Origin of the sequence: Prosthecobacter sp. (assembly GCF_014879935.1) — a bacterium.
GTDB lineage: Bacteria > Verrucomicrobiota > Verrucomicrobiia > Verrucomicrobiales > Verrucomicrobiaceae > Prosthecobacter.
Window position 1 is genome coordinate 1 of sequence record NZ_JACSRD010000212.1, and the last position, 25,027, is coordinate 25,027.

At 59.7% G+C, this 25,027-nt stretch carries 15 protein-coding genes; 11 read left to right on the forward strand and 4 right to left on the reverse strand.

Annotated features, from left to right (window positions below):
• The first annotated feature begins 399 nt into the window (after positions 1 to 399).
• The 5 genes from IAE77_RS24090 to IAE77_RS24110 all read left to right on the forward strand — a co-directional run bounded on the left by IAE77_RS24090 (position 400) and on the right by IAE77_RS24110 (position 13,667).
• Complete coding sequence (locus IAE77_RS24090; RefSeq protein ID WP_294232230.1) at positions 400 to 834, forward strand: DUF3592 domain-containing protein; 435 nt, start codon at positions 400 to 402, stop codon at positions 832 to 834.
• A gap of 57 nt (positions 835 to 891) precedes the next feature.
• Complete coding sequence (locus IAE77_RS24095) at positions 892 to 2,193, forward strand: DUF1552 domain-containing protein (protein ID WP_294232232.1); 1,302 nt, start codon at positions 892 to 894, stop codon at positions 2,191 to 2,193.
• Positions 2,194 to 2,243: 50 nt separating this feature from the next.
• Complete coding sequence (locus IAE77_RS24100; RefSeq protein WP_294232234.1) at positions 2,244 to 3,974, forward strand: hypothetical protein; 1,731 nt, start codon at positions 2,244 to 2,246, stop codon at positions 3,972 to 3,974.
• 13 nt (positions 3,975 to 3,987) lie between these two features.
• Positions 3,988 to 5,460 (forward strand): sulfatase, encoded by a 1,473-nt coding sequence (locus IAE77_RS24105; protein WP_294232236.1) that lies wholly within the window; start codon positions 3,988 to 3,990, stop codon positions 5,458 to 5,460.
• 593 nt (positions 5,461 to 6,053) lie between these two features.
• Positions 6,054 to 13,667, forward strand: a complete 7,614-nt coding sequence (locus IAE77_RS24110; RefSeq protein WP_294232238.1) for a putative Ig domain-containing protein — start codon at positions 6,054 to 6,056, stop codon at positions 13,665 to 13,667.
• Between the two features lie 38 nt (positions 13,668 to 13,705).
• Here IAE77_RS24110 and IAE77_RS24115 read toward each other — a convergent pair whose 3' ends face one another.
• Positions 13,706 to 15,232 carry an arylsulfatase gene (locus IAE77_RS24115; RefSeq protein ID WP_294232240.1) on the reverse strand — a complete coding sequence of 509 codons (1,527 nt, stop codon included), beginning with the start codon at positions 15,230 to 15,232 and terminating at the stop codon, positions 13,706 to 13,708.
• Between the two features lie 92 nt (positions 15,233 to 15,324).
• Here IAE77_RS24115 and IAE77_RS24120 point away from each other — a divergent pair, with 92 nt between their 5' ends.
• Complete coding sequence (locus IAE77_RS24120) at positions 15,325 to 16,818, forward strand: sulfatase-like hydrolase/transferase (protein WP_294232242.1); 1,494 nt, start codon at positions 15,325 to 15,327, stop codon at positions 16,816 to 16,818.
• A gap of 7 nt (positions 16,819 to 16,825) precedes the next feature.
• Here the strand turns inward: IAE77_RS24120 and IAE77_RS24125 are convergent, their stop codons facing one another.
• Both IAE77_RS24125 and IAE77_RS24130 read right to left on the reverse strand, forming a co-directional pair.
• Entirely contained in the window at positions 16,826 to 17,716 is an 891-nt protein-coding gene (locus IAE77_RS24125; RefSeq protein ID WP_294232244.1) for a hypothetical protein, read from the reverse strand.
• Between the two features lie 46 nt (positions 17,717 to 17,762).
• Complete coding sequence (locus IAE77_RS24130) at positions 17,763 to 18,014, reverse strand: hypothetical protein (protein ID WP_294232246.1); 252 nt, start codon at positions 18,012 to 18,014, stop codon at positions 17,763 to 17,765.
• Between IAE77_RS24130 and IAE77_RS24135 the strand changes: the two genes are divergently transcribed.
• From IAE77_RS24135 to IAE77_RS24145, 3 genes are read left to right on the forward strand one after another with little or no spacing between them, the layout of a single operon-like run.
• On the forward strand, positions 18,013 to 18,168 hold the full coding sequence (locus IAE77_RS24135; RefSeq protein ID WP_294232248.1) for a hypothetical protein: 156 nt from the start codon (positions 18,013 to 18,015) through the stop codon (positions 18,166 to 18,168). The two genes, IAE77_RS24130 and IAE77_RS24135, sit on opposite strands and share 2 nt — an antisense overlap.
• A 40-nt stretch (positions 18,169 to 18,208) precedes the next feature.
• Complete coding sequence (locus IAE77_RS24140; RefSeq protein WP_294232250.1) at positions 18,209 to 19,351, forward strand: site-specific integrase; 1,143 nt, start codon at positions 18,209 to 18,211, stop codon at positions 19,349 to 19,351.
• A gap of 35 nt (positions 19,352 to 19,386) precedes the next feature.
• Positions 19,387 to 20,532, forward strand: coding sequence for a hypothetical protein (locus tag IAE77_RS24145; protein ID WP_294232252.1), 1,146 nt, complete (start codon positions 19,387 to 19,389; stop codon positions 20,530 to 20,532).
• A gap of 574 nt (positions 20,533 to 21,106) precedes the next feature.
• Here IAE77_RS24145 and IAE77_RS24150 read toward each other — a convergent pair.
• Positions 21,107 to 21,997 (reverse strand): hypothetical protein, encoded by an 891-nt coding sequence (locus tag IAE77_RS24150; RefSeq protein ID WP_294232254.1) that lies wholly within the window; start codon positions 21,995 to 21,997, stop codon positions 21,107 to 21,109.
• Between the two features lie 633 nt (positions 21,998 to 22,630).
• On the opposite strand from IAE77_RS24150, the gene IAE77_RS24155 reads away from it, so the two are divergent.
• Both IAE77_RS24155 and IAE77_RS24160 read left to right on the forward strand, forming a co-directional pair.
• Complete coding sequence (locus IAE77_RS24155) at positions 22,631 to 23,836, forward strand: hypothetical protein (RefSeq protein WP_294232256.1); 1,206 nt, start codon at positions 22,631 to 22,633, stop codon at positions 23,834 to 23,836.
• Positions 23,837 to 23,986: 150 nt separating this feature from the next.
• Positions 23,987 to 24,529 carry a hypothetical protein gene (locus IAE77_RS24160; protein ID WP_294232258.1) on the forward strand — a complete coding sequence of 181 codons (543 nt, stop codon included), beginning with the start codon at positions 23,987 to 23,989 and terminating at the stop codon, positions 24,527 to 24,529.
• Positions 24,530 to 25,027 lie beyond the last annotated feature (498 nt).

Consider the following 25,027-nt stretch of genomic DNA (forward strand, 5'->3'; position numbering starts at 1 on the left):
TCCGTCGTCGGCAGCGTCAGATGTGTATAAGAGACAGGCCTTGTAAACCGCGCCCATGCCGCCGCGGCCGAGGAGTTTCTCAAAATGATACAGCGGCAGCATGGCCTGCATCTCTTCGAGAGAGGGCGGCTGCCAGCCGGTGCTGGGTTTGGAACCGGAGGACGACGAACTCATGGCGCGTGAACGAAAATTCAGCCGGAGGCTAGCGCAAATGCCGAGCCGAAGGCTAGGAAAAGTTTGGGTGCGGGTCTTCGGCCGGCCGTTCAAGGCCGGTGTCATGCACCGCGAGCCTGGATCGCACCGATTCCCAGCGGAAGTGCGGCCCGCCTGTCGCCGCGCACAATTCAACTGGCCGAAGCGGTTGCACGGGGGACATTGGTCTGTTTTTTTCCATCTCTCATGCCATTCCCACGCCTCAAAGCCCTTCTGATCACCTGTTTGCTGCTCGGAGGCGGCCTCTGGCTTTCGGCCTATGCGTGGATGGAGGTGCGGACCTCCCGCCGGCTCGATGAACGCGGCGTGGCGGTGGAGGGGCGCGTCGTGAGCCAGCGCACACAGACGCTATCGAAAGGCGGGCAGGCCTTCTACGTGACGGTGGAGTATGCGCCCGGTGTTCCGGCGATCACTGCGGAATTCCCGGTGGATGGCAGCGACTACAAGACGGCCGCCACCACCGGCAAAGCGAAGGTCACCTGCCTGCCGGAAGAGCCTCGGACCGCGCGGGTGACTCATTTCGCGATCCTGCCCTTCCAACTCCTGCTGGGTCTTGGGGCTCTCATCACGCTGGCCGGGCTGGTGTGCGCCGTGATGATGCTGAAGTCAGGGCCGAAGTGAGGCTGCGCCGAGGAAGAGCTGCAAGCTCACTGTCCGCGCAGTCGTTACCCCGCCCGCATGTCCCCTCGCATTGAACGCCGCACTCTTCTTCGTGGAATCGGAGCCACGCTGGCTTTGCCGTGGTTGGAAATCATGACACCGAGGGCGCGGGCGGCTCAAAAGCTGCCACCACGGCGTTTTGTGACCTTTTTCCAGCCAAACGGCGTGTTTCCGAAGGCTTGGAATGTTTCCGGCACGGGGCGTGACTTTGCGCTGTCGCCGATTTTGGAGCCGCTGGCGGAATTCAAGAACGACATGGTCGTGCTGAGCGGGATCGACAGCGTGGGCAAAGGGCATGTGAAGCTCACGGGCGCGTTCTTGACGGGCACGGCCATCGAGAATGGCGTGAACGGCATTTCGGTGGATCAGGTGATCGCGCGGCAGATTGGCCAGCGGACGCGGTTTGCGAGCATCGAGCTCGGCACGGAGCCACCGCGTCAGGGCATGGCGGCCGATGATCCGATCGCGTTGGCGAACACGGTTTCGTGGAGCAGCGCCACGCAGCGCATCTCGCCGGAGATCAGTCCACGCGCGGCTTTTGACCGGCTTTTCCGCGATCCTTCATCGCCGGAGGCCCGACGGGCTGCGGAGAACCGTCGCAGCGTGGTGGATCTCGTATTGGAGGATGCGAAGGCGCTGCAAAAGATCGCCAGCGGTCGCGACAAGGAGAAGATCGACGAGTATCTCGAAGGCGTGCGCGGCGTGGAGCAGCAAATCGAGCGCACGATGAATCCGCCCGCGCCGGAATGGACACCGCTGACGCCGCCGGACATGAAACGGCCGCCAGCGGGCATCCCGATGAGCAAGGACCAGCACATGAAGCTGATGCTCGACCTGCTGGTGCTCGCCTTGCAGACGGACACGACGCGTGTGGCCACCTTCATGAGCGCGCATGGCTTCTCGCGGCAGAATTTCACCTTCCTCGATGGCGTGAAGAATGATCACCACGGCATGAGCCATCACAAGAACCAGGAGGCGCTGGTGGCCGAGTACACGACGGTGAGCCGCTGGTATGCGCAGCAGGTGCATTACCTCGTTTCGAAGATGAACGGCATCGACGAGGGCAACGGCTCGCTGCTCGACAACAGCGTGGTGCTCTACGGCAGCGAGATGAAGGACGGCAACGGCCACATCAAAGAGGACCTGCCGCTGGTGTTGCTTGGCAAAGGCCAGGGACGCGTGAAAACCGGCCAGCATGCGTCTTTCGACAAAGGCACGCCGCTGGCGAATCTGCATCTCACACTGGCGCAGCAGTTCGGCGCTGAGATGTCGAGCTTTAACAACGTGAGCACCGGCACGCTGGGCGGGTTGTTTGTTTGAGACCACCGACCGCTTCCAGTCTTCGAGCCCCTTTGAAGCACCTGTTTACCATGAAACACATCCTCTCACTCCTCTTTCTCACGCCGTCGCTGCTTCTCGCGAAGCTGAACGTGCCGCACTTCTTCTCCGATCACATGGTGCTCCAGCGAGAGCGTGCCGCGGCGATCTGGGGCAAGGCGGATGCGGGCACGGAGGTGACGGTTTCCTTCAAAGGCAAGTCGGCGACGGCCAAGGCGGGCGCGGATGGGAAATGGAAGGCTCAAATCGAAACAGGCGCGGCCGATGCGAAGGGCGCGGTGCTGACGATCTCGGCCGGAGCGGACAAGATCGAGATTCAGGACGTGCTGGTGGGCGAGGTGTGGTTCGCGTCGGGTCAATCGAACATGTATTTCACGATGAACCGCGTTCCTGCGTATGAAGACCTCATCAAGAAGTCGGATCATCCGGCGCTGCGCATGTTCAACGCGCCGCTGGTGACGGCGGAGAGCGATCAGGACGACATCGATGGCCAGTGGCAGGCCTCCACGCCTGAAACGGTGCCGGGATTTTCAGCCGTGGCCTTTTTCTTCGCGCGGAAGCTGCATCTGGAGCTCGGCATTCCCGTCGGCGTGATCAAATCCGCCTGGGGTGGCAAGCCGGTGGAGACTTTCACGAGTCGAGAGGCGCTGAACACGCTGCCGGGCACCAAGGCGCTCGTGGATGCGATGATGACGGACGAGTCGAGCTACGACCAGGCGAAGGCGGACGCGGCTTACACGGCCAAGCTGGAGCAATGGAAGGCGATGATGGCCGCCGCCAAGGGCAAACCGGCCGAGGATCGCAAACGTCTGCCGAAGAAGCCGGACGTGCCGAAGCGTCCGCTGCTGACCGAAGGCAAGCCAGGCGTGCTTTTCGCCGCGATGATTCATCCGTTCGCGGGCTACACGATGCGCGGAGCGATCTGGTATCAGGGGGAGGGCAATGCGAAGGCTGGCGCGGTGCCTTACGACCTGACGCTGCCGCTCATGATCAACGACTGGCGCAAACGCTGGGCGGACGACTTCTCGTTCTACTTCATGCAGCTCGCGAACTATCGCGTCCCATCGACCGAGCCCGGCACGCCGGACCCGTGGCCGCTGGTGCAGGATCGCATGCGCCTGGTGCTCGGCACCACGCCGAAGACCGGCATGGCGATCATCAACGACGTCGGCGAGGCGAACGACATCCACCCGAAGAACAAGCAGGATCCCGGCGAGCGTCTCGCGCGCTGGGCTCTGGCGAAGGATTACGGCCGGGACATGATCTATTCCGGGCCGCTGTTCAAATCGAGCGAGGTGAAAGACGGCGCGATCCGTGTGACCTTCGATCAAGCCGGAGAAGGCCTCAAATCACGCGATGGCGGGCCGTTGAAGCGCTTTGAGATCGCCGGAGCCGACAAGAAGTGGAAGTGGGCGGATGCCAAGATCGACGGCATGGACGCCGTGATCGTGAGCAGCGCCGAAGTGAAGCAACCCGTGGCCGTGCGCTATGCGTGGGCGTCGAATCCCGAGGGCTCGAATCTGGTGAACAGCGACGGCCTGCCCGCCTCCGTGTTCCGCACGGACGACTGGGACGATGTGGAGGTCAAGGTGGACACCACCGCGCTGAAAGCCACCGAGGACCGCCGCGCGATGGCCACGCAGATCAAAGCGATTGCAGCCGAGCGTGCGAAGCATGATCGCAAAAGCCCCGAATACCGGGAACTGAACAAGAAGTTCCAGGAACTGATGACGAAGTTCAGGGAAACCGCGCCGAAGAAGTAGCCGTACGCCTCTCATGTCGCGCCTCCTCCCAGTTCTTCTCCTCTTCCAAGCAGCACTTCTGGCCGAGCCACCGAATGTGGTCTGGATCATCGCCGATGACATGTCCCCGGACACGGGCGCCTATGGTTTGAAGGACGTGAGCACGCCGAATCTCGACCGCCTCGCGTCCGAGGGGCGGCGCTACACGCGGGCGTATTCCTCCGCGCCGGTGTGCAGTTCCTCGCGCTCGGCGTTCATCCTCGGCTGCTATCAAACCACCACCGGACTGCATCCGCACGATGTGGAGAATCCGCAGCCGCTGCCGCGGCCGTACAAGCCGCTGCCGACGATCCTGCGTGAGGCCGGCTGGTTTGTCACCAACGCGGCCGCTCCAGGCTCGGAACGCAACGGCCGGGTGATCAAAAAGGCGAAAACGCATTACAACTTCGAGCACAATCCGCTGACGATGTTTGATGGCGACGACTGGCGGAAGCGGAAGCCCGGGCAGCCCTTCTTCGCGCAGTTTCAGATCACGGAGCCGCATCGCCCGTTTCCCATTCCGGAGGAGTTCGACGAGGAAAAGCTGCGCACGATCGACATCCCGCCGAACTATCCCGATCATCCCCTGATGCGTCGCGACTGGTATGCCTACCATCGCAGTGTCGAGGTCGTGGACCGTCGTGTGGGAGCGATCATCGATCAGCTCAAGGCGGAGGGCGTGATGGACAACACCATCGTCATCTTCTTCGCCGATCACGGCCGTCCGATGCCCTGGGGCAAGCAATGGCTCAGCGTCGAGGGCTTGCAGGTGCCGCTGATCATCCGCGGGCCGCAAATCGCCGCGAACAGCGTCGAGGAGCGACTCGTGAGCCTCATCGACCTGGCCCCGTCTGTTTTGACACTCGCCGGGCTGCCCGTCCCCGCGTGGATGGAGGGCCGGCCGGTTCTCAGCGGCGATTTTCCGGAACGCGACCGGCTTTTCGCCGCGCGTGACCGTTGTGGCGAGGCGATGGATCGCATCCGTGCCGTCATCACGGCGGATTCCTGGTTCGTGCACAACTACCAGCCGGAACGTTCCAGGCTGAACTGGTCGAGCTACAAGGAGGCCAGCTATCCAGGGCTGCCGCTGCTGCGGGTGCTGCAGAAGCAACAGAAGCTCGACAGCTTTCAGCAGACGTGGCTGACGCCGACGCGGCCGGAGTGGGAGCTCTATGACCTTCAAACAGACCCGCAGGGCCTGCACGACGTCTCCGCCCACGCGGACAAGAGCGCCACGCTGAACGAACTGCGCACGGCGCTGGACAAATGGGTGCGCAGCAGCGCTGATCGCGGGGCGAATGGCGATCCCTCCACCGAACCGCCGCTGCCGCAGATCCGCCGCTCAAAGAGGGCAGATTACGAGCGCACGTGGAACATCCGGCTGAAAAAGTCCCAGCCTTCCGACGAAGAGCGGCTGGCGTGGTGGATGCGCTCGTATGGGCTTGCGGAAGACAAACAGCCGCGGTGACGCGAAACGGCGAAATCGGGCGGGTGCGGGGCTGTTGCCCGGCAGCACGATGGTGCTGCCGTCCCCAGAGACCTGAAACAAGGGCGCTTCGGAGCCTGGTTCGGCTCATATTTGAACATTGCCAAATGGAGGAGACTTCGTTAGAACCTGCCGGAAATGAATGCCCATAGACATGACGACTGGCGTGCAGGGAGTGGTGTCTGGATCAAAGCCGGGGGGCAGTAGCCATGCGGACGTCACGGCATGCCGGCCTCTGGCTTCTCTTTGCCCTGGGGCTTGGGATTCTCGTTTTCGTGACGATGGGGCGTCAGGGTTCGTCTTCATCGAAGGGTGCGGAGGAAAAGGCAGACCAGGCGCAAAGCCGATTGGCGAACCCAGTGGATAAGGTGGGTGACACGGCAAAGGGACAGGCCAGCTCTCAAAGTGCTCCTCCTGGGGCCGTCGCCGGGAGAAACGGATCGTCGCCAGCGATTGCGTCGTCGCCAGCGACGAGCTCACTGCCACCGGGGACCACGGTGGAGATCCAAAAGACGAAATCCAAGTATCCGTTTGTCCGGATCGAGCGGAGGGGAGATGGCGGACCGGTGGTGGCCATGGTGGCAGACCACCTGATCGTTTCCATGGGGGAACAGACGCCGCCCGAGGTGCTGCAGAAACGATTAAGCGCCACGGGGCTCGTGCTGCGGAAGACGGTGGCACCGGGACGGGTTTATCTGGTGAGTTCTGAAGGAGAAAGCCAGCCTGACAAGGACACGCTGGACCGCATCAGGGCCCGGTTGCGCCCCTTGGATGGGACGATCAGCCACGCAGAGCCCGATTTTGTGGTCACGCATGACCGGGCACCGAATGATCCCGGTTACAGCGCCCTGTGGGGCATGAACAACACCTCACCGCCCCCGGGGAGCGAGGGCGACATTGATGCCCCAGAAGCGTGGGATCTGGCGACGGATGCGAGTTCGGTGGTGGTGGGCATCATCGACACCGGCATCGACTATGCCCACCCTGATCTGGCGGCGAACATCTGGACCAACGCGGGAGAGATTGCAGGCAACGGGGTCGATGATGACGGGAACGGCTATGTCGATGACGTGCACGGCTACGACTTCTACAACGGTGACGGGAACCCGATGGATGACCACTACCACGGCACTCACGTGGCGGGAACGATCGGCGCGGCGGGAGACAACGGTGTCGGCGTTGTTGGGGTGGCCTGGAGAGTCAAGCTGATGGCCCTGAAATTCCTCAGCAGCAGTGGCGACGGTTACACCTCGGATGCTGTCGCCGCGGTGAACTACGCCACTCAAAACGGGGCGAAGTTCACATCAAACTCGTGGGGCGGCGGCGGTTATTCCAGCGCCCTTTTCACGGCGATCCAGAACAGCGGGTCCGTTTTCGTGGCGGCGGCAGGAAACGACGGTCTGGACACGGACAAGTTTCCCTCCTACCCCGCGTCCTACAACCTGCCCAACATCATCTCCGTGGCCGCGACGGATCGAGATGACAGATTGGCGTCATTCTCCAACCATGGTGCGACGACAGTGGACATCGCGGCGCCAGGGGTTTCCATCTACAGCACGTCACCGTCATCGAGCTATCGCTACCTGAGCGGAACATCGATGGCCACACCCCACGTCAGCGGTGCCTGTGCCCTGCTTTTCGGCCGGGATGCCAGTTTGACTCCTGCCGAGGTGAAAACCCATCTGATGAATTCTGCGAGCCGGGTTGGCAGCCTGGCCGGGAAGGTGGCGTCTGGCGCACGGCTGGATGCTCGCAGCTTGATCGAAGGCTACAACACGGAGCCGCCCGTCATCACCAGCGCCAGCTCGGTGGTGGCCTATGCAGGAGTCGGGTTTCAGTTCCAAGTGGCAGCAGATCACTCACCCGTCTGGTTTGAGGCCACAGGTCTGCCACAAGGGCTGAAGATCGACCGTGCGACGGGAAAAATCTCCGGCGTGGCGACCGTGCTGGGCGTGAGCCACGTGGCGCTCGCGGCAGGAAATGCGGCGGGTGCCGGCACCTCGACATTGCAGCTGACGGTTGCGATCGAACCGCCCCACATCACGTCGTCGTTGGTGAAAGCCGGGGTTGTCGGCTCTGCTCTGACTTATCAAATCACGGCTTCTCCGCCGGCCACCTCGTTTGGAGCCACCGGCTTGCCGGCGGGATTGATGTTCGATCAAAGCACGGGAGTCATCAGCGGCGCTCCATTGACGGCGGGTGTTTATCCCGTCGGACTCAGCGCCACCAACGCGGGCGGCACCGACAGCAAGGTGCTGACCCTGACCATTTCGCCACGGCCGCCGCCGGAGATCACGAGCCCATTGAGCATGACCGGCAGGTACGCGACCGCATTCAGCTACCAGATCACGGCAACGAACTCACCGACCAACTACGGTGCCAGCGGGCTGCCGTCCGGTCTGTCCGTCAACACGGGAAACGGGCTGATTTCGGGGACACCGGCGGTCGCGGGAAGCTTTGCGGTGACGATCACCGCCAGCAATGAAAGCGGGAGCGACAGTGAGATCCTGCAATTGCTCATCAACCCGCCGAATGCCCCTGAAATCACGAGTGGACTGAGCGCCTCTGGACGGGTGGGAGAGGCCTTCAGCTACCAGATCACGGCGACGAACAACCCCACGGGGTTTGCGGCCAGCGGACTGCCGGCAGGCCTGGCGGTCAATGCGACAAGCGGGCTCGTCTCCGGAGTGCCGACCGCCAGCGGGAGTTTTGCCGTCCTCGTAAAAGCGAACAATCCCGGCGGCGAAGGCTCGGCGGTGGTGAGCATGACGATCCTGCCTCCTGTGCCGGTGGTCACGAGTCCGGCGGCCGTCACCGCCCGAGCGGGTGAGGCCCTTCGCTATCAAATCACGTCCCAACCAGCCACGGACACCTATGGAGCCAGCGGATTGCCGACGGGGCTGACGCTGAATGGGACGAGCGGTGAGATCAGCGGTGTCGTCGAGCAGGAGGGAACCTATGTTGTGACCGTCACGGCCACGGGAGCAGGAGGCACGGGATCACTGGGGATGACAGTGACGATCCAACCGAGGCCCCTACCCGAGATCACCAGCCCGACGAGCATCAGCGGGAGTTATGCGACCGCATTCAGCTACCAGATCACCGCCAATCACGCGCCGACGAGCTTTGGCGCGAGCGGTCTTCCCGCCGGTCTGGCCGTCAACACGGCCAGCGGGCTGATTTCTGGGACGCCGACGGAGGTGGGAACCTTCGCGGTGACGATCACGGCGACCAATGAGAGCGGCAGTGGCAGCAAGACTCTGGCGATGGTGATCAACCCGCCGGACGTCCCGAGGATCACCAGCCCAGGCACGGCAGCGGGACAGGTCGGGCAAAATTTCAGCTACGGGATCACGGCCAGCAACAATCCAACGGCGTTCGGTGCAGATGGACTGCCCGCAGGCCTGACCGTGAATGCCGGCACCGGATCGATCTCAGGCACGCCGACAACGAGCGGGACTTTTGCCGTGCTGGTCAAGGCGAGCAACCTCGGCGGCGAAGGCTCGGCCGTGGTGAATCTGACGATCCTGCCGCCAGCACCAGTGATCACAAGCGGGACGACGATCAGCGCCCGCGTGGATGAGGCGATTCGTTATCAGATCACATCCGAGCCGGAAGCCCAAAGCTACGGGGCGAGCGGACTGCCCGCGGGCCTGACGCTCAATGGCATGAGCGGCGAGATCAGCGGCCACGTGGAGCAGGTGGGAAGCTACCCTCTGAGCCTCTCAGCGACCGGAACAGGAGGCACCGGAACCCTGGCGGTGATGCTGACGATCTTGCCACGGCCACCGCCGGAAATCACCAGTCCTTTGAGCATCAGCGGGAAGTACGGCAAGGCATTCAACTATCAGATCACAGCAACTCACAAGCCATCCAGTTTCGGGGCTGCCAGCCTGCCCGCAGGCCTGGTCATCAACCCGGGCAGTGGTGTGATTTCCGGGACGCCGACGGAGGTCGGCACCTTCGGAGCGGCCATCACGGCGACGAACGAAAGTGGCAGCGACAGCGAGACTCTGGCGTTGGTGATTCATCCTCCAGACGCTCCGGTGATCACCAGCCCGGGAACCGCCTCCGGACAGGTGGGACACGTTTTCAGCTACACCATCGCAGCGAGCAACGTGCCGACAGGTTTCGCAGCGGAAGGACTGCCGGATGGCTTGAGCGTGAACAGCGGCAGTGGACTGGTCTCCGGCACGCCGACGGCAAGCGGCAGCTTTGCCGTGGTGGTCAAGGCAAGCAACCTCGGGGGTGAAGGCTCGGCGGTGGTGAACGTGACGATCCTGCCGCCCGCACCGGTGATCACGAGCGGGGCGACGATCACCGCGCACGTCAATGAACAGATCGCCTACCAAGTCACCTCAGAACCGGAAGCGCACAGCTATGGAGCGAGCGGACTGCCAGCCGGCCTGACGCTGAATGTGGCCACGGGGGAGATGCGGGGCACGGTCGGCCAGGTGGGGAGCTACCCGGTCACACTGACTGCCACCGGTGCAGGCGGAACAGGGTCGCGGGACCTCACGGTTCACATTCTCCCAAATCCACCCGTGCTGGCCCCCGTGGGAACTCTTTCGTTCGAGGTTGGCGAGCCGGTTGATTTCCAATTCAGCGCCTCAAACCAACCCACTCAGTTCACGGTGGATGGTCTGCCTTCCGGGCTGGTGCTGGACGGTGCCTCCGGACGGGTGACCGGACTCGCCAGTGCGCAAGGGACCTTCCCGCTGACCATCGGCGCGTCCAACGCGGGCGGTTCGGACACACTGGCGGCCACCTTGGAGATCGTGCTCGGGCCGACCCGGATCATTTCCTTCACACCCACGACGATCAATCCCCACGAGATCATCACGATCCACGGCGTTGGGTTTCAGAGCACACGGGGCGTCTATTTTTCACACAACAACCATGAATGGATCGACGCGGAGGCTTTCCAGGTCGTGTCTGACTCGGAGCTGCGCGTGACCGTTCCCTACGTGCTGCAGAACTCCTCCCAAAAATGCAATCTCATCGTGGAGTCTGATCAAGGTCTCGCCGTGGTCTTTCCGACGAACACCATCGATGTCACCGCAGGTCATGATGCGGGACATGCATCAGATGCGCATTTCGTTGTGAAGAGGGGCGGGGCGTGGATCGGCGATGGTTTTGCCAATCGGGTGGTGGTCGAGGAAGGTGGATCGGCCCGGGCCATGGGCGGCAGTGTGAACACGTTCTTCGTGCGATCAGGAGGATTTCTCGACCTGAGCTATTCCACCCTCAGCAACAGCAACCAGGTGTTTCATGCGGAAGATGCGATTGTTCTTCAGAATGTCGGAGTCACCGCGATTGGTCATGGTGACTTCCGCGTGGTGAAAGACATCCGCGTGACCAAGCTGCCGACCCTCCTTGAAGTGCGGCAGGTGCCCTTGATCGTCAGTGCCAGTTCCGGAACGGCCGCGGTGGGAGATCGGTTTGAATACCAGTTGCTGATGAGCCGGCCTTACCCGCAGCCGACGTTCGCCGCGACGTCTCTCCCGCATGGTCTGGCGCTCGATGCCGTCACCGGCAAGTTGTCGGGTTATCCCAGCACGCCGGGTGTCTATTCGATCCCGATCACAGTGACCAACCCCGCCGGTTCAACCGTGTTTGTTTACACGCTCACGGTCACCGGCACTCCGATCCCGGTCATGCATGGCTCGACCCGGATCGAAGCCAATTCCACGGCATCGCTGAGCTTTCAGGTGGAGATCTACAATGGACCGGCGACCTTCACCGCCACCGGCCTGCCGCCCGGTCTGTCGATCCATCCCACCACTGGCGTGGTCTCAGGCACCCCGACCGCGAGCGGCTTCTTTGCCGTCACCATTTCGGCGACCAACTCGTTTGGAACCGCCAGCAGGGCATTCAGCGTTTACGTTGATGAGGTTCCGCTGTCGATCGCGTCCTACGATCCAGACTCGGCTGCCAATGACACCTGGGTCACGGTGCAGGGCACCGGCTTCGATCTGGTGCGCGGGGTCTATTTTGTGAATGAGGCGTTCGATCCTGTGGCCGCTTCGGCGTTTACCATCGTCTCCGAGACGGAGCTGCGGGTCCAACTGCCGGATTTGAACTTTCAGGGGACGTCAGGATCTCCAATCATCCTCAAGGGGGAAGGTTGCAGCTGCATGGCCCTGCCAAACGGCAAAGGTGTCGTGGTTGAATCGGGCCAGGCCGTCGAAATCAGCGGCACGGCCTACAAGGAGTTTTTCTATGTCCGTTCTGGCGGCACCCTGTCATCTGGAAGATTCGGATTCAATAATGCTGTGTTCCTTGAGGAAGGGGCGCACCTGGACTTGATCGACCAGTTTCCAGTCAAGGCGGTCTTCAAAAGTGGTACCGCCACCGTGACGGGAGTGGTTCAACCGCGGACACAGGTGGTGGAAATGACATCGCTGAGCCTCAACCGGGTGACTGATCCGCTTCTCAACGTCTATCGGCTTCCTCAGGTTTACTCAGGCGACCAGGCAGGCAACGTCGGTGACTTCTTTCACTACGAGATCGTGACGCAGAATTTCTCCATCACGAGCTATCAAGCGACGGGATTGCCTCCCGGATTGAAACTGGCCTGGGTGCAAGCGCCCGGAGGGGCTTTCATCGGCGGGGTTCCCGAAGTCGCTGGAGATTACCAAGTCAAGATCACCCTTCGCGACAGCGCAGGGCACACCGGCGAAAAGACCGTTGGCATGGCCATCAGCAACGCACCACGGGCACGGATGACCAGCGCAGGCCGCCTCGATGTCGTCGCTGGACAGGCGATCGACCATCAGATCACTGCCAGCCACACTCCAACTGGATTCTCTGCCAGCAACCTGCCTCCCGGCGTCACTCTCAGCAACTATGGCCGGCTGACAGGTTCCATCGCCTCCCCCGGCGTGTGGAAGGTCCCGGTCCAGATTCAAAACATTCACGGCACCTCGACCTCGATCCTGCTCCTCGCCGTCGGGAGCGCATTGCCTCAGGTGACCCAAATGCCAGCGACGACGACGCGGTTGGCGGAGTTTCTCCTGACGGGAACCGGTCTGCAGACCGTCAACCGCGTCTATTTCGTCAGTGACTTCTGGTCAGGCGTGCAAGGCACGGTGCTTCAGAGCTCTGCCGCGTCCCTGCGTGTGGTCACACCCGACTCGTCCAGCCTCTCTTCTTCCGGCATGCCCCTCCTCGTCGATGGTGCGGGAGGCGCCTCCGTGGTGGGCCGGGACAATGCCATGCGCGTCGCCCGCGCCGGAACCGTCAACACCCCGTCCAACGGCGGGAGTGTCTGGTATGTTGAAGCGGGCGCAGCTCTCCTGTTTCGGGGCAGTGCTCCTTCAGTCATCTTTGCTGAGAACGGCAGCTACGTTGACCTGACGGGTGCCTTTACCGCCCCCACGGTCATCCATGCTCCGAATGCGGTGCTGGCCGGAGGTGGAAACGCCGTCTTCATCCCGGTGAATGATTTGGGGCGCAGCATTCTGCCGAACAACCTGAGCGTTCTTCCCCTGCCCACACTCGCGGTGCCAAACGTCTATCGCGCGTATCTGGGAGTGCCGTTTCTCTCGACGATCACCGCCTGGGGCGGGTCCATTTCCACTTATGGGGCCAGTGGACTGCCTGCAGGTTTGAGCCTGAATGCGACGAGCGGCAGCATCTTCGGCACACCGACGCAAACAGGTGATTTCAATGTCTCGGTCTCGGCGACGAACTCCTACGGCACGTCCTCCAAGCAAGTCACCATGCGGGTCGGTGATCCAGTGGACTTCTGGCGCGACCAGACGTTCGCGGGCCTGGAAGACGGTGGGGACAATCCCCTGGCGGGGGACATGGTGGATGCCGATGGAGACGGCATCTTCAATCTCCTGGAGTTTGCCGGAGGTCTGGATCCCTTGCAGCGGGACAACCGGCCACCTCTTTTCGAATCCACCCGGGTTTCGAACGGCAACTGTGAATACACCTTCCGGAGAAGGCAAGGCAGCGGCAGCGGTGATCCGGTGAACGGCTACGAAGTGGATGGCATTCGCTACACCACCGAGATCAGTCATGACCTGGTCCAATGGCACTCAGGCCCGGCCTACCTCGAAAACGTCGGCGCCCCGCTGGACAATGCTGACGGAACTGAATCCGTGACGGTTCGGCCAAAGGCGACCGCCCCCGCGCACGCCACTTCGTTCATCCGCGTGAAAGTGGAACGTGTGAACTGACTTCCGACGCCCCTCCCACGCGGCGCAATCAAGATGCGTCAACGCGACCGTTCTGCTGCGATCAGCGCGTCGAGCTTCGCGATCATTTCCTGGGTCTTTTCGGGGTTCTTCGCGCTCAAGTCGTGCTCTTCGCCAGGATCATCGGCCAGATGATAAAGCGCATGCTGTGAGGTGGGCAGCGGAGTGACTTTCTTTGTCACGATGGCCTGCGATTTGCCCTTCGCTTTCATGCGCACGAGCTTCCAGTCCCCGGCGCGGAGGCCGAAGTTGGTGCCGTTGTTGTCCTGCTGCAGCAGATGATCGCGGCCCTTCGCGCCGCTTTCGCCGAGGAGGGCCGGGAGGACGTTGAAGCTGTCGCGGCAGGCATTCTCCGGCAGTGAGACGCCGTTGAGCGCGGCGAAACTGGCGGCGAGGTCGATGGTGCAGACGATTTCATCGGACACGCCGGGCTTCACGCGGCCTTTCCAGCGCGTGATGAACGGCGTGCGGGTGCCGCCTTCGAACACGCTGTATTTGCCGCCGCTGAACGGTCCGGCGGGCTTGTGATCACCGAGTTTTTCCACCGCGCCGTCTTTGTAGCCGTCGTCCAGCACCGGTCCGTTGTCGGAGCACAGCACGATCAGCGTGTTTTCGGCGAGATGGAGCCTGTCGAGCGTCTTCATGATCTCGCCCACGCTCCAATCGAACTCCACGACGGCATCCCCACGGAAGCCGAGAGGTGTTTTGCCCTGGAAACGCTCATGCGGCATGCGCGGCACGTGAATGTCGTGGCTGGCGAAGAAGAGGAAGAAAGGCTGGTCTTTGTGGGACTCGATCCACTGGTTCGATTCCTTGATCCAGGCGTCGCCCAGGTCCTCATCGCGGAAACGTGCGGCGGTGCCGCCTGTGTAGAAGCCGATGCGGCCGATGCCGTTGTGGATCGTCTGGTTGTGTCCGTGGGTCCAGTCCATGCGCAACGTGCTGCGATGCGTGATGCCTGTCGGGTGGTTTTCATCCGGTGCCTTGTCGCCGACCCAGAGCGGGTCCTTGGCATCGAGGTTCTGCACACGGTGGTCGTTCACATAGACCTGCGGCACGCGGTCGTTCGTCGTGGGCAGCAGGAAGCAGTGATCAAAGCCGATTTCGAGCGGTCCCGGCTTCAGGTCGCCGTTCCAATCAGGTTTCGGATCACCGAGGCCGAGATGCCACTTGCCAATCACCGCCGTGGCATAGCCCGCCTGCTTCAGCAGTGATGAGATCGTGGCGGTGCCCGGTTTGATCAGGGCAGGGCCATTGGGCGGGGCCACACCAGTGCCTTTTTGACGGAAGGCGTAGGTTCCGGTGATGAAGGAGAACCGCGTCGGCGTGCAGGTCGCCGCGGAGCAGTAACCACTGGTGAAACGCACGCCCTCAGCGGCCAGGCGGTCAATGTTCGGCGTCTGCACCGCCTTCGCCCCGTAGCAGCCCAGATCGCCGTAGCCCAGGTCATCCGCCATGATCACGATGATGTTCGGGCGCTGCGTGGCAGCGAATGACGAATGCAGAATGCAGAATGACGAAACAAGGACGGCGAGAAGAAAACGCATGGGAGGGGAATCAAACATCAACCAGGCAGGGATGCTAATCTTGCACTTCATCGCCTGAAATGTGTCCGCACTGCAGGCGTTCCCAGCCAGCCATGCGACCGCTTTGCCTCATCCTTTCGTCATTCGTCATTCTGGTTTCGTCATTCGCCGCGGAGCGGCGCCCGAACATCCTCTTTATCCTCGTCGATGACCAGTCGCCGTTTGATTTGAAGATGTACAACCCGCTGTCCACGCTGGAAACGCCGAATCTGGACAAGCTGGCCGCACAGGGGATGGTTTTTGACGGTGCTTATCACATGGGTGCGTCGATGGGCGCGGTCTGCACGCCGTCGCGGCACATGATCATGAGCGGACGCACCGTGTGGCACCTGCCGGTGTCGCCGTGGGCCGCAAAGACCAGCCCGCCGAACCTGGAGCAGAACACCATTCCCGCGGTCTTCAATCGTGCTGGTTATGCCACCATGCGCACGTGCAAACAGGGCAACAGCTACGAAGCCGCGAACAAGCTCTTCACCGTGCGTCATGACGCGTCGAAACGCGGCGGCACGGACGAAAGCGGCAGCGCCTGGCATGCGGAGCAGGTGATGAACTACCTGAATGACCGTGAGGGCACGAAGGACACGAAGCCTTTCCTCATCTACTTCGGATTCTCACACCCACACGACACCCGCGACGGCAAACCGGAGTTGCTGGCCAAATACGGTGCGACCAATCACACCGATGAGTCCCATCCTCCTTCATTGCACTCCAAACAACCCCCGCTCCCGGTGAACTACCTGGGAAAGCATCCGTTCGACAACACCGAGCTGAAAGTACGTGACGAGGTGGCCGTCAGCGGCGTGTGGCAGAACCGCGACGAAGCCAGCATCCGCAACGAAATCGGCCGCGAGTATGCCTGCAGCGAGAACATCGACATCCAGATCGGTCGTGTGCTGAAGAAGCTCGAAGCCATGGGCGAACTCGACAACACCTACATCTTCTACACCGCCGATCACGGCATCTCCATCGGCCGCCACGGTTTGATGGGCAAACAAAACCTCTACCAGCACACCTGGCGCGTGCCGTTCATCGTCAAAGGCCCCGGCATCGCCGCCGGTTCACGTGTGGAAGGAAACATCTACCTGCTCGACGTGCTCTCGACATTCTGCGATCTGGCAGGCATCGCCGCGCCTGAGACCAACGAAGGCATCAGTTTCAAGCCGGTGCTCAACGGCGAGAAGAAAACGACGCGCGATGTGCTTTACGGCACCTATGCAGGCGGTGCGAAGCCCGGCATGCGTTGTGTGAAGCAGGGCGATTGGAAGCTCATCCAGTATGAATCCGCCGACGGCAGCGCCAAGACCACGCAGCTCTTCAATCTGGCGGAGAATCCGGACGAATTTCTGCCCGAACACGGCAAAACCGGCCCCATGCTCACCAATCTGGCGAGCAACCCGGCCCACGCCGCAAAGCTGGCGGAGATGCAGGCGCTGCTGCTCTCCGAAATGCGCCGCCTGAATGATCCCTGGCGATTCTCGAATCAACCGTCCGACGATTTGCCCGCGCCTCCTGCGCCAGCGCGAAAAGCGAAGAAGAAAGCGAAGTGAGCTCCGGTCACGGCGCTGCGAGTAGTTGTTTCGCGAGCGCCCTGGCGGCCGTCTCCCACTGCTCCGGAGTGCTGGCACCAAAGCCGGTCACCATGCGCCATGTGCCGGTGAATCCGGCGGGCACGGTGGCGTTGTTGAAACACCGCAGGTAAAACTTCCGGTAGCTGCCCGGCACGTTCCAGATCATCGCGATGTGTCCGCCCTGCTCAGGCGCGGAAAGCAGCCGCGAGACGGCGAACTGGCCGCTCTTCGGCTCATACACGGCCATCCAATCGACGCGTTGGTTGATGAAAAACTTCCGTGCGGTGTCATCGCCGTCATGGAGCGGGCCGGAGAGTGTTTTGCCCGGATCGGCATCGGTTCCGGCCATGAATGCGGAAACCGTGGGTGCCCAGGCATGCATGAAATGATACACCAGCTTCAGTGGCACCGCCTCGTCGGCATGGACGGTGGTCGTCTCATGGACGCGGTTGTCTTCGATCTCGGTCACGCAGCTCAGATCGAAGCCGCGAATGCGTGACTGCCGCTCAAAGCGAAAAGTGCCGCCCTTCAGCATGGCGGCCGGTTTTTCCACCGGCTGGCCGTCGAGGATGAAGGCGACCGACTTCAGCGGCTCCGGCTCGTTTTCGAGATGCGCGGTGCCGATGAAGCCACAATCGGGGAACGAAAACACCGTGCCATAGGCGCTGCGCTCCGTGGTCATCGGCGAACCGCGAAAATCAATGCGCCCTGGTGTCCACTGCGTGGCCTGACGCAGCAGCAGGGTCACATCACCGCACGAAACGGTGATGGAGGGCAGATCAGGACCGAGATTCGGTTTGAACGGCTCTTTGCCAAAGCCGCAGCCGGTCAGAACGGCGAGGATGAGAACGGGAATCGAGCGCGGAGACAGGAACATGCGCAGAGTACGGCATGGAGGCACCGTTTCGTCCGCGAAGACGTGCTTACTTCCGGAACGACTTCAGGAAATTGAAGATCAGCCAGATCTGGGCGAAGCCGATGGCCACCAGAAGCACGCCGAGCTCCACGGCGCTGTCCTCCTTTGGCACCGCCAGGCGGAGGATGAGCGCCAGCATGATCAGGCTGATGAAGGACAGCGTGGCCCCGATGGCCGGGCTGCTGTCGGACTCCGTCTCGGGCGTGGGAACATGCGTCGGCAGTCCCCTCCTCGCGTTTTCGTCGGGATCTTCGCTCATGGCTGACGACGTGTTGGGTTGGGAGTGGAGGCGAGGGCGGGAATTGAACCCGCGCTTCACCAAGGGGTTGTTTGGGGATGTTTGTGAACGTCTGAAACCCTTGATTTACAAGGAAGAGCGCAGATTTTGGATTTCGCTGGACATCCCGAAATGAGGCCGGATGTTCTTACTCTGGTTCTTACTTTTCTTTGATCATGGCCTCTGTCTGGAAACATCCCAACTCGCCCTTCTGGACGGCGTGTTTCACAGACCTTGATGGGAGGCGAAAAAAGCGTTCCACCAAAGAGACGAACCGCAGGAAGGCCGAAAAGCTGGCCGAGCAATTTGAGGAGGCCGCCCGAAAGCGTCGGACCTTTAGCCAGGTGCGCACGGTCCTCCAGGATCTGCACCGGGAGATCACTGGAGGGGAGCTGAAGTCTGTGACCGTCCGGGAGCATGTGAAAAACTGGCTGGCAGAGAAGAAGGACGAAACGAAGCCTGCTACCATGCACTTCTACGACGCCTCCAGCACGAAGTTTCTGGATTTCCTCGGAGAGCGAGCTGACCAAGAGATCTCATTGGTCACCCGAGGAGATTTGATCGGCTACAGAAAGTCTCTCGCTTCAACTCTGTCTTCCACGAGCACCAACCATCACATTAAGTGCGCCAGGATGATGTTCAAGATGGCAAGGAGGGACGCTCTGATCGCAGAGAATCCAGCCGAGTTTGTGGAGCGGGTAAAAAAGAAAGGTGGTTATGAGCGCCGCCCCTTCACTGAGGACGAGATTCGCCGTGTCCTGGCGAAGGCCGACGACGAATGGCGTTCGATGATCCTGTTCGCGCTCTACACGGGGCAACGACTCTCTGATGTCGCCGCCTTTACTTGGGAACAGGTTAATCTTGAGAAGGCGGAAATGCGTTTCGAGACCGCCAAGACAGGACGACGCATGATCATCCCCGTTGCCGCCCCCCTGCTCTCGAACCTCAAATCAATACGTGGAAAAGATAAAGCTGATGGCCCCATCCACCCCCGTGCAGCCGCCACCTTAAACAAGAACTATAAGACGAGCACACTGAGCAACCAGTTCGCCAACCTGCTCGCGGGTGCTGGACTGCGTGACAAGGTGAGTCACAAGAAGGAAAAGGAAGGTCGCACTGGGGCCAAGACCGGTGCCCAGTTGTCTTTCCACAGCCTACGTCATACCGCTGTCACCTTGCTCAAAGAAGCCGGTGTCCCCCATGCCGTGGTCCAGGAGTTGATCGGCCATGACAGTGAACAAATGTCCGAGCACTACACCCACGTCGGCAGCGAGGCATTGAAGAAGGCGGCGAATGCACTGCCTGATGTGACGAGGTAAACCATTCAGCGAATGCTCTTTGAATGAAATCTACCATGAAAAAAACGATGGCGGCCAAAAAGCCAAGAACAAGTTCTAAGCGTTCGAGGACGAAAGCCAAGAAGCCCGTGCAGGATGCCAGCCCGTCCACTTCACCGGATATAAGCACCGCCGAGAAAAACTTTGTCTACTTCAGGCAATTGTTTGTGGATGATCGAGAAGAAGAGCTTCAAGTTCGCCCCCCGTGTCAAGATACAACCTTCGCCGTCCTGATGCGCCACGCTGAGTCTGCGCTGTTCAACAACAGGTGTTCAATACGACATCCTGAGTCCATCCAGGAAGATATTATCGGAATATTGAAGACCAATGGGGTCGATGACATTGAGGATCAATATATGAAGGCCCGAGGCTCTGCTCGCGGCATACTTTTCGACACTGTCTGGAGGCAAGTGATGAGGTTCTTGGAGCATGAGAACGGCAGCAGCAAAAAGGCACTTCTCCGGGCTCTGTTGATCGAGGATCCCAGTATTCTGTTCGGAGACGACGAGGTGGCGGAGTACCTGCATGATGGCATTGTAAATCGAGGCTCCAGGTTTTTGCAGGAGCTGGCTGAGGATTTCAATAATGCCGAAAGGCGGGAGCAGCGGCTGGGGGCTGATGATCTAACATGGGTAATGGCCGCCAATTGGACAAACCCTGACTGTCCGCTTTGGCTGATGGAAAGACCGGCCATCTACCAGGCTTGTAGATCGCTTGACCGTGCTACGCCCATGACCGAATCCGCAGTTGAAAAGCGGCTCAAGAGCTCGGGGTTGCTGCCAACAAGCACTGATCACTTTAGACGCGCCACATCTACTCCAATCAAGCAGGTGGTGTGTTCGGACGAGAAGATCATTGAGAAATACTTGGTGAAAGGCAATGCCTTCGCCCCCCTTCATGGAAAGGAATACCCATTCTCATTTCATCCCCCGGGGAAGCACGCGGACGAGAAAATTCAGAAGCTGAATGAGGCGTGCGATGTCGCCTTGAAGAAAGTGGACGAGAGCAGTAAGCACTATGGCGAGGAGTCAGCAGAGTACCGAGCTGCACGGCGCGAATTCGATTCTATACCCGACAAGGCTCCTCCCTCCCCACGAGGTTACCGGGTGCGTGTTGAACAAAAAAGAAAAAATGCATCGAGTGATGCGGCGGTAGATCGCTGAATACAAAGGGAAAACAGGGCCACGGGACTTTTTTGCAGAGCAGTGGAGTCCCGTGTTTTGAGAGGTGATCCGGACATGATGACAGCCATGTTTCAGAAAATCACCGATTTAAACTGTCATCGCGAGACGATCATTCCTGCTCAACTCTCGGATCATAACGTTGCCTCAAAGCTCTCACTTTCAAACGCGCAAATTTTTCCTGCCTTCGTGCGACTCCCGAAGTCCGGGACTCGCTGTCCGTGGACAGGCCTTTCGCGGTCGGCGCTTTGCGAACTGATCCTTCCGGCTAGGGCACCCGTTAAGTCCGTAGTCTTGCGACGGCGAGGTGCCAGTCGGGGCATACGGCTCATCCACCTGCAAAGCCTCCTCGACCATTTGCACGCCCAAGGGACCACGGAGGCTGTCGATTCAGAGCCGGCCCCAGAATCCACCCCAACCACTTCCGCCCAATAACAAACAAAAGGGGCGCGCCCGCCGGCAAGCAGAAACGCGCCCCCAAATCATTACGACAATGAACACAAGTTATCACAACCACGCCCACATTCAATCACCGTCCGAACAAAACGACGCTGAATCAACCAACAGCCCACACACGAACACATACCTTCGAGATCCGAAGGAGGTAGCGGAAGAGGTTCTGGGGCGAATCCACTGGCTCGATGAAATCACTGGCTACGGCGAATGCCCAGGAAAAGTGAAGCACACGACACCTGATGGTCAGCGAGACTTCCGCGTTCACATTGATGGTACGCCCACAGTTCACTGCCTGCATTCCAGTTGCTCCAGCGAAGTTGCCGATGCGAGCCGTCGGCTCCGTGACGCGATGAATGCGAATCCCGTCCGAAGCGTCTCTGCCACTCCGCCCGCAACCACGACCAATTCCCCGCGCATCAAGGGCCATGAGCACGAACTCGGGAAACTGGCTTCCGAGGCGCTGCCAATCATTCTGAAGAATCATGCATGCACCATCCATGGGTTGATTGCTCAAAGGCGGCTTTTCCGGGAATTTCCACCCATCGAAGTGCTTTCCTACCTCAGACTGCTTCGAAAGGTCTATGGCAAAGAGGCAGTCATATGGATTGGCGAAAAAACTGATTCCGGCACTCGTCATCATGCAAATCACTGGCACACACTCGCTGAGTGGGAGGAACACGTTGGAGACAATCTCGGGCCATATGTTTGCACCTCCACGTTCCAACCAGGAACTTTCACGCGGAGTAACGATCAAATTGCCAAGAGGGGGTTCTTTGTCGTCGAGTGTGACGCTATTGATGAAGCCGTAGCCAAAAAACTTGCAGCCAAGGAGGCTCTTACGGATGACGATAAAATGCGTAATAAAGAGCTGAGCGTGGCGATAATGCTCTGGCTTCGCGACGCTGTAGGGCTCAAACTTCGAGCCGTTGTTGACTCCGGAAACAAATCCATCCACGGCCATTTTGAGATGCCCCCGGACGATGTCCGCCAAGAACTGGAGGTAATTCTTCCCGTGCTCAAATGTGATCCAGCCGCGTGGCGACCGTCACAACCCGTGCGTATGCCGGGGTACACATCTGAGACTGGTAGAGCACAGCGCCTCATTTATATCGATGCGAAAGGAGACAACCAAAGGCCCATCAGACTTCCGAGCGAGGCATTACGGGAACTCGTGGGAACTCAAGAAGTCACCAGCTTCCAGATGGGACAAGAGTTGAAGGAAACGATGTATAACGAAGCCTCCATTGGGCGGGAACCACCGAATTCGTTCAGTTCGTCTGGAGCTGCCTCATGCGAAAGCGATCCTCAAGGGTTCGTCCACGGGGGCTCGTCCAATTCGTCCTCGGCATGTGAAAGGGCAAATCACCATACGACGAATTCGTCAAATTCGTATGTTCCGGAGGATGGCTGTGGCGAAAATGCTTCAACCGCTTCGTCAGGTTCGTCGCCCGGCGCTGATCGCACTGGGGGACCTTCGACAGCTTCGTTCACTTCGTCATCTTCCGCTCACAGCGACGAACAGGGTTCAGCCGCTAGTTCGTCCAATTCGTCCCCTCCTCTCCTCGACTGGCCACAACCACTTCGGGAGGAGGCTTTGCATGGGGTTGCTGGCCAGATCGTAAAGATGATCGAGCCACACACTGAGGCGGACCCGGCTGCCCTCCTCCTTCAGTTCTTGGCAGCGATGGGCAATCTTGTCGGCCGTGATGCCTGGATTTGTGCTGATGGTGCCCGCCACCATCTGAATCTTTTCATCGCCATCGCGGGGGCAACTTCCAAAGGGAGAAAAGGGACTTCATGGAATCAGGTCGCCCGCATTTTTGGTGTTCTGGATGAAAAATGGAAAAATGAATGCATCACCAACGGTTTGTCCTCTGGAGAAGGACTTATCTATGCCGTGCGAGATCCGGTCGTTGAGCAAAAGGCGGCAAAGGGGCCATCTGCAAGACCGGGTGATACGGAGGAAGTGATCAAGGACCCCGGAATCGAAGACAAACGGCTGCTGGTTATCGAAGGAGAACTGGTGAGCGCCCTGAAGGTCATGGGCCGAGAAGGCAACACGCTTTCTGCCGTTATCCGTCAAGCTTGGGATGGAGGTAACTTAAACACCCTGGTGAAGAATAACAGCACAAGAAGCACCGCCCCTCACATCACTATCATCGGGCACATTACAAAAGAGGAATTGCTCCATTCACTAGGAAAAACGGAGATGGCCAACGGCTTCGCCAACCGCTTCCTTTGGGTTGCCGCAAAGCGCAGCAAGATACTACCTGAGGGAGGGGCTGTTGATACGGTCGATTTCAGCCGGGTGATCAATTGCCTTCGGAGTGTGATCGACTTTGCGCAAACCGTTGGGGAGATCACTCGGGCCGAGGTCACACGCGAGCTTTGGCACGCTGACTACATCCAGCTTTCAGAGGGCAAACCAGGCATGGTGGGCAGCATTACTGGTCGAGCTGAGGCTCAGGTCATGCGACTCTCGGCCCTTTTCGCTGTGCTCGACCGATCGAAGGTGATCCTACCTGTTCACCATCAGGCAGCCATGGCTGTATGGAAGTATTGCGAGGACACAGCTCGATGGCTGTTCGGGAATCGCACTGGAGACAAAAATGCTGACAAGATCCTGGCCGCACTCCGAAACGCTGGGGAAGATGGGATGAGTAGAACCGAGATCTCGGACACTGTATTCACACGAAACCTCTCCGCTCATGATTTGCATGAGGCGCTGCAAAAGTTGGTCGAATTTAATTTGATCCGTAAAAGCCGTGTGGCGACTCGGACGGGGGCCACTGAGGAACGGTGGTTCTACGGAAGCGCCCCTCCAATGTGACGAATTCTACGAACCTATGTTCCACACAGAATCGCGAGTTGAACGAATTCAACGAACTCCCACACGCGGACACACCCACTTCGTCACGAAGCACGAAGTGGACGAACTAGCTGCCTATTCAGTGCCCCTACCACCCTCCTTCACATCAAAATGAAAACAACAACACCCCAAAAACCAAAACAGAAAACCACCTCCTGTTCCACATCTTCATCTCTCAAGCGTAGAAGTAATCGTCCGCCTACTATCAACTTGGAAGAGCCACGCTTCGTGTTCCTGCCCTTCTTCAAATCGCGTCTGCGGGCCATCATTGATGGTGGGTCCACTTGGTATCATTACGAGGATGTGATGAACCTGCCGGATCTGGAAGAAGCAGCGTGTTCGATGCACCAACGGCAGCGCCTTGTTCGTCGCGTCATCGCGAAATGGACACCCTTCACCGGTAGGGTGAGAAGATACACGGTCTTAAGTGAATCTGACTTCTACCGGTTGCTATATGCCACCAAACACATCGACGGAGGAGCACTTTTTGGCCTGGAGGAAGGCCCGATTCCAACCAGACTGGCAATACCGGGATGTGATTTCGATACGCAAGAATTGGGGTTCTACAGTTTTGAGCTGAGTGACAAACAGGCCGACTGGCGGAAGGACAAAACAGGAGGTCCCCCGATGGACGATTGGAACGAGAGTGACTGAGTTCAATCGGCTAACCGCGCCGCTCTTTTGATCCTCGAATCCGTTGCGAAGAAAATAATCGAAATTGCCGCATTTGAGGCCGAAAATGAGGGTGATCGGAAGAGATATTATTCCCTATCGACTTTGCAGCCTTCACTGTCGGTGGGAAACATAAACATTTCTACCTTCTTATCGGGGCTCATGGCTCTTCTAAAGCAGATGAGAACGTTGGCTTTTGAAAAACAGAAATGATCGACGGTAGTGCTGATGATGACCGGCCTTAGCTGGAAAATCCGCTCGCTGACTTTGCCTGCTGGAAGCCGTGCGCATCTCAGGCGTCATTCAGAATGAGAGTGAATTATTCAAAAGGGCTCCCCTTTCAGAAAATTCTACAAGGATTTCAAAATGGGAATGATTTACTCAGCACTGCCATTGATGGTGATGGTGTCCGTGACCTTGAAGCCAAAGCGGAACAAATCAGGAACCTGTTTGCACAAGCCCTCCAGGTATTGCGGGGAG

Coding starts and splice junctions, on each gene's coding strand:
- IAE77_RS24155 (WP_294232256.1), top strand. CDS start 22,631: ATGATCGAGCCACACACTGAGGCGGACCCGGCTGCCCTCCTCCTTCAG.
- IAE77_RS24140 (WP_294232250.1), top strand. CDS start 18,209: ATGGCCTCTGTCTGGAAACATCCCAACTCGCCCTTCTGGACGGCGTGT.
- IAE77_RS24115 (WP_294232240.1), bottom strand. CDS start 15,232: ATGCGTTTTCTTCTCGCCGTCCTTGTTTCGTCATTCTGCATTCTGCAT.
- IAE77_RS24125 (WP_294232244.1), bottom strand. CDS start 17,716: ATGTTCCTGTCTCCGCGCTCGATTCCCGTTCTCATCCTCGCCGTTCTG.
- IAE77_RS24095 (WP_294232232.1), top strand. CDS start 892: ATGTCCCCTCGCATTGAACGCCGCACTCTTCTTCGTGGAATCGGAGCC.
- IAE77_RS24135 (WP_294232248.1), top strand. CDS start 18,013: ATGGCTGACGACGTGTTGGGTTGGGAGTGGAGGCGAGGGCGGGAATTG.
- IAE77_RS24145 (WP_294232252.1), top strand. CDS start 19,387: ATGAAAAAAACGATGGCGGCCAAAAAGCCAAGAACAAGTTCTAAGCGT.
- IAE77_RS24120 (WP_294232242.1), top strand. CDS start 15,325: ATGCGACCGCTTTGCCTCATCCTTTCGTCATTCGTCATTCTGGTTTCG.
- IAE77_RS24090 (WP_294232230.1), top strand. CDS start 400: ATGCCATTCCCACGCCTCAAAGCCCTTCTGATCACCTGTTTGCTGCTC.
- IAE77_RS24160 (WP_294232258.1), top strand. CDS start 23,987: ATGAAAACAACAACACCCCAAAAACCAAAACAGAAAACCACCTCCTGT.
- IAE77_RS24130 (WP_294232246.1), bottom strand. CDS start 18,014: ATGAGCGAAGATCCCGACGAAAACGCGAGGAGGGGACTGCCGACGCAT.
- IAE77_RS24100 (WP_294232234.1), top strand. CDS start 2,244: ATGAAACACATCCTCTCACTCCTCTTTCTCACGCCGTCGCTGCTTCTC.
- IAE77_RS24105 (WP_294232236.1), top strand. CDS start 3,988: ATGTCGCGCCTCCTCCCAGTTCTTCTCCTCTTCCAAGCAGCACTTCTG.
- IAE77_RS24110 (WP_294232238.1), top strand. CDS start 6,054: ATGGTGGCAGACCACCTGATCGTTTCCATGGGGGAACAGACGCCGCCC.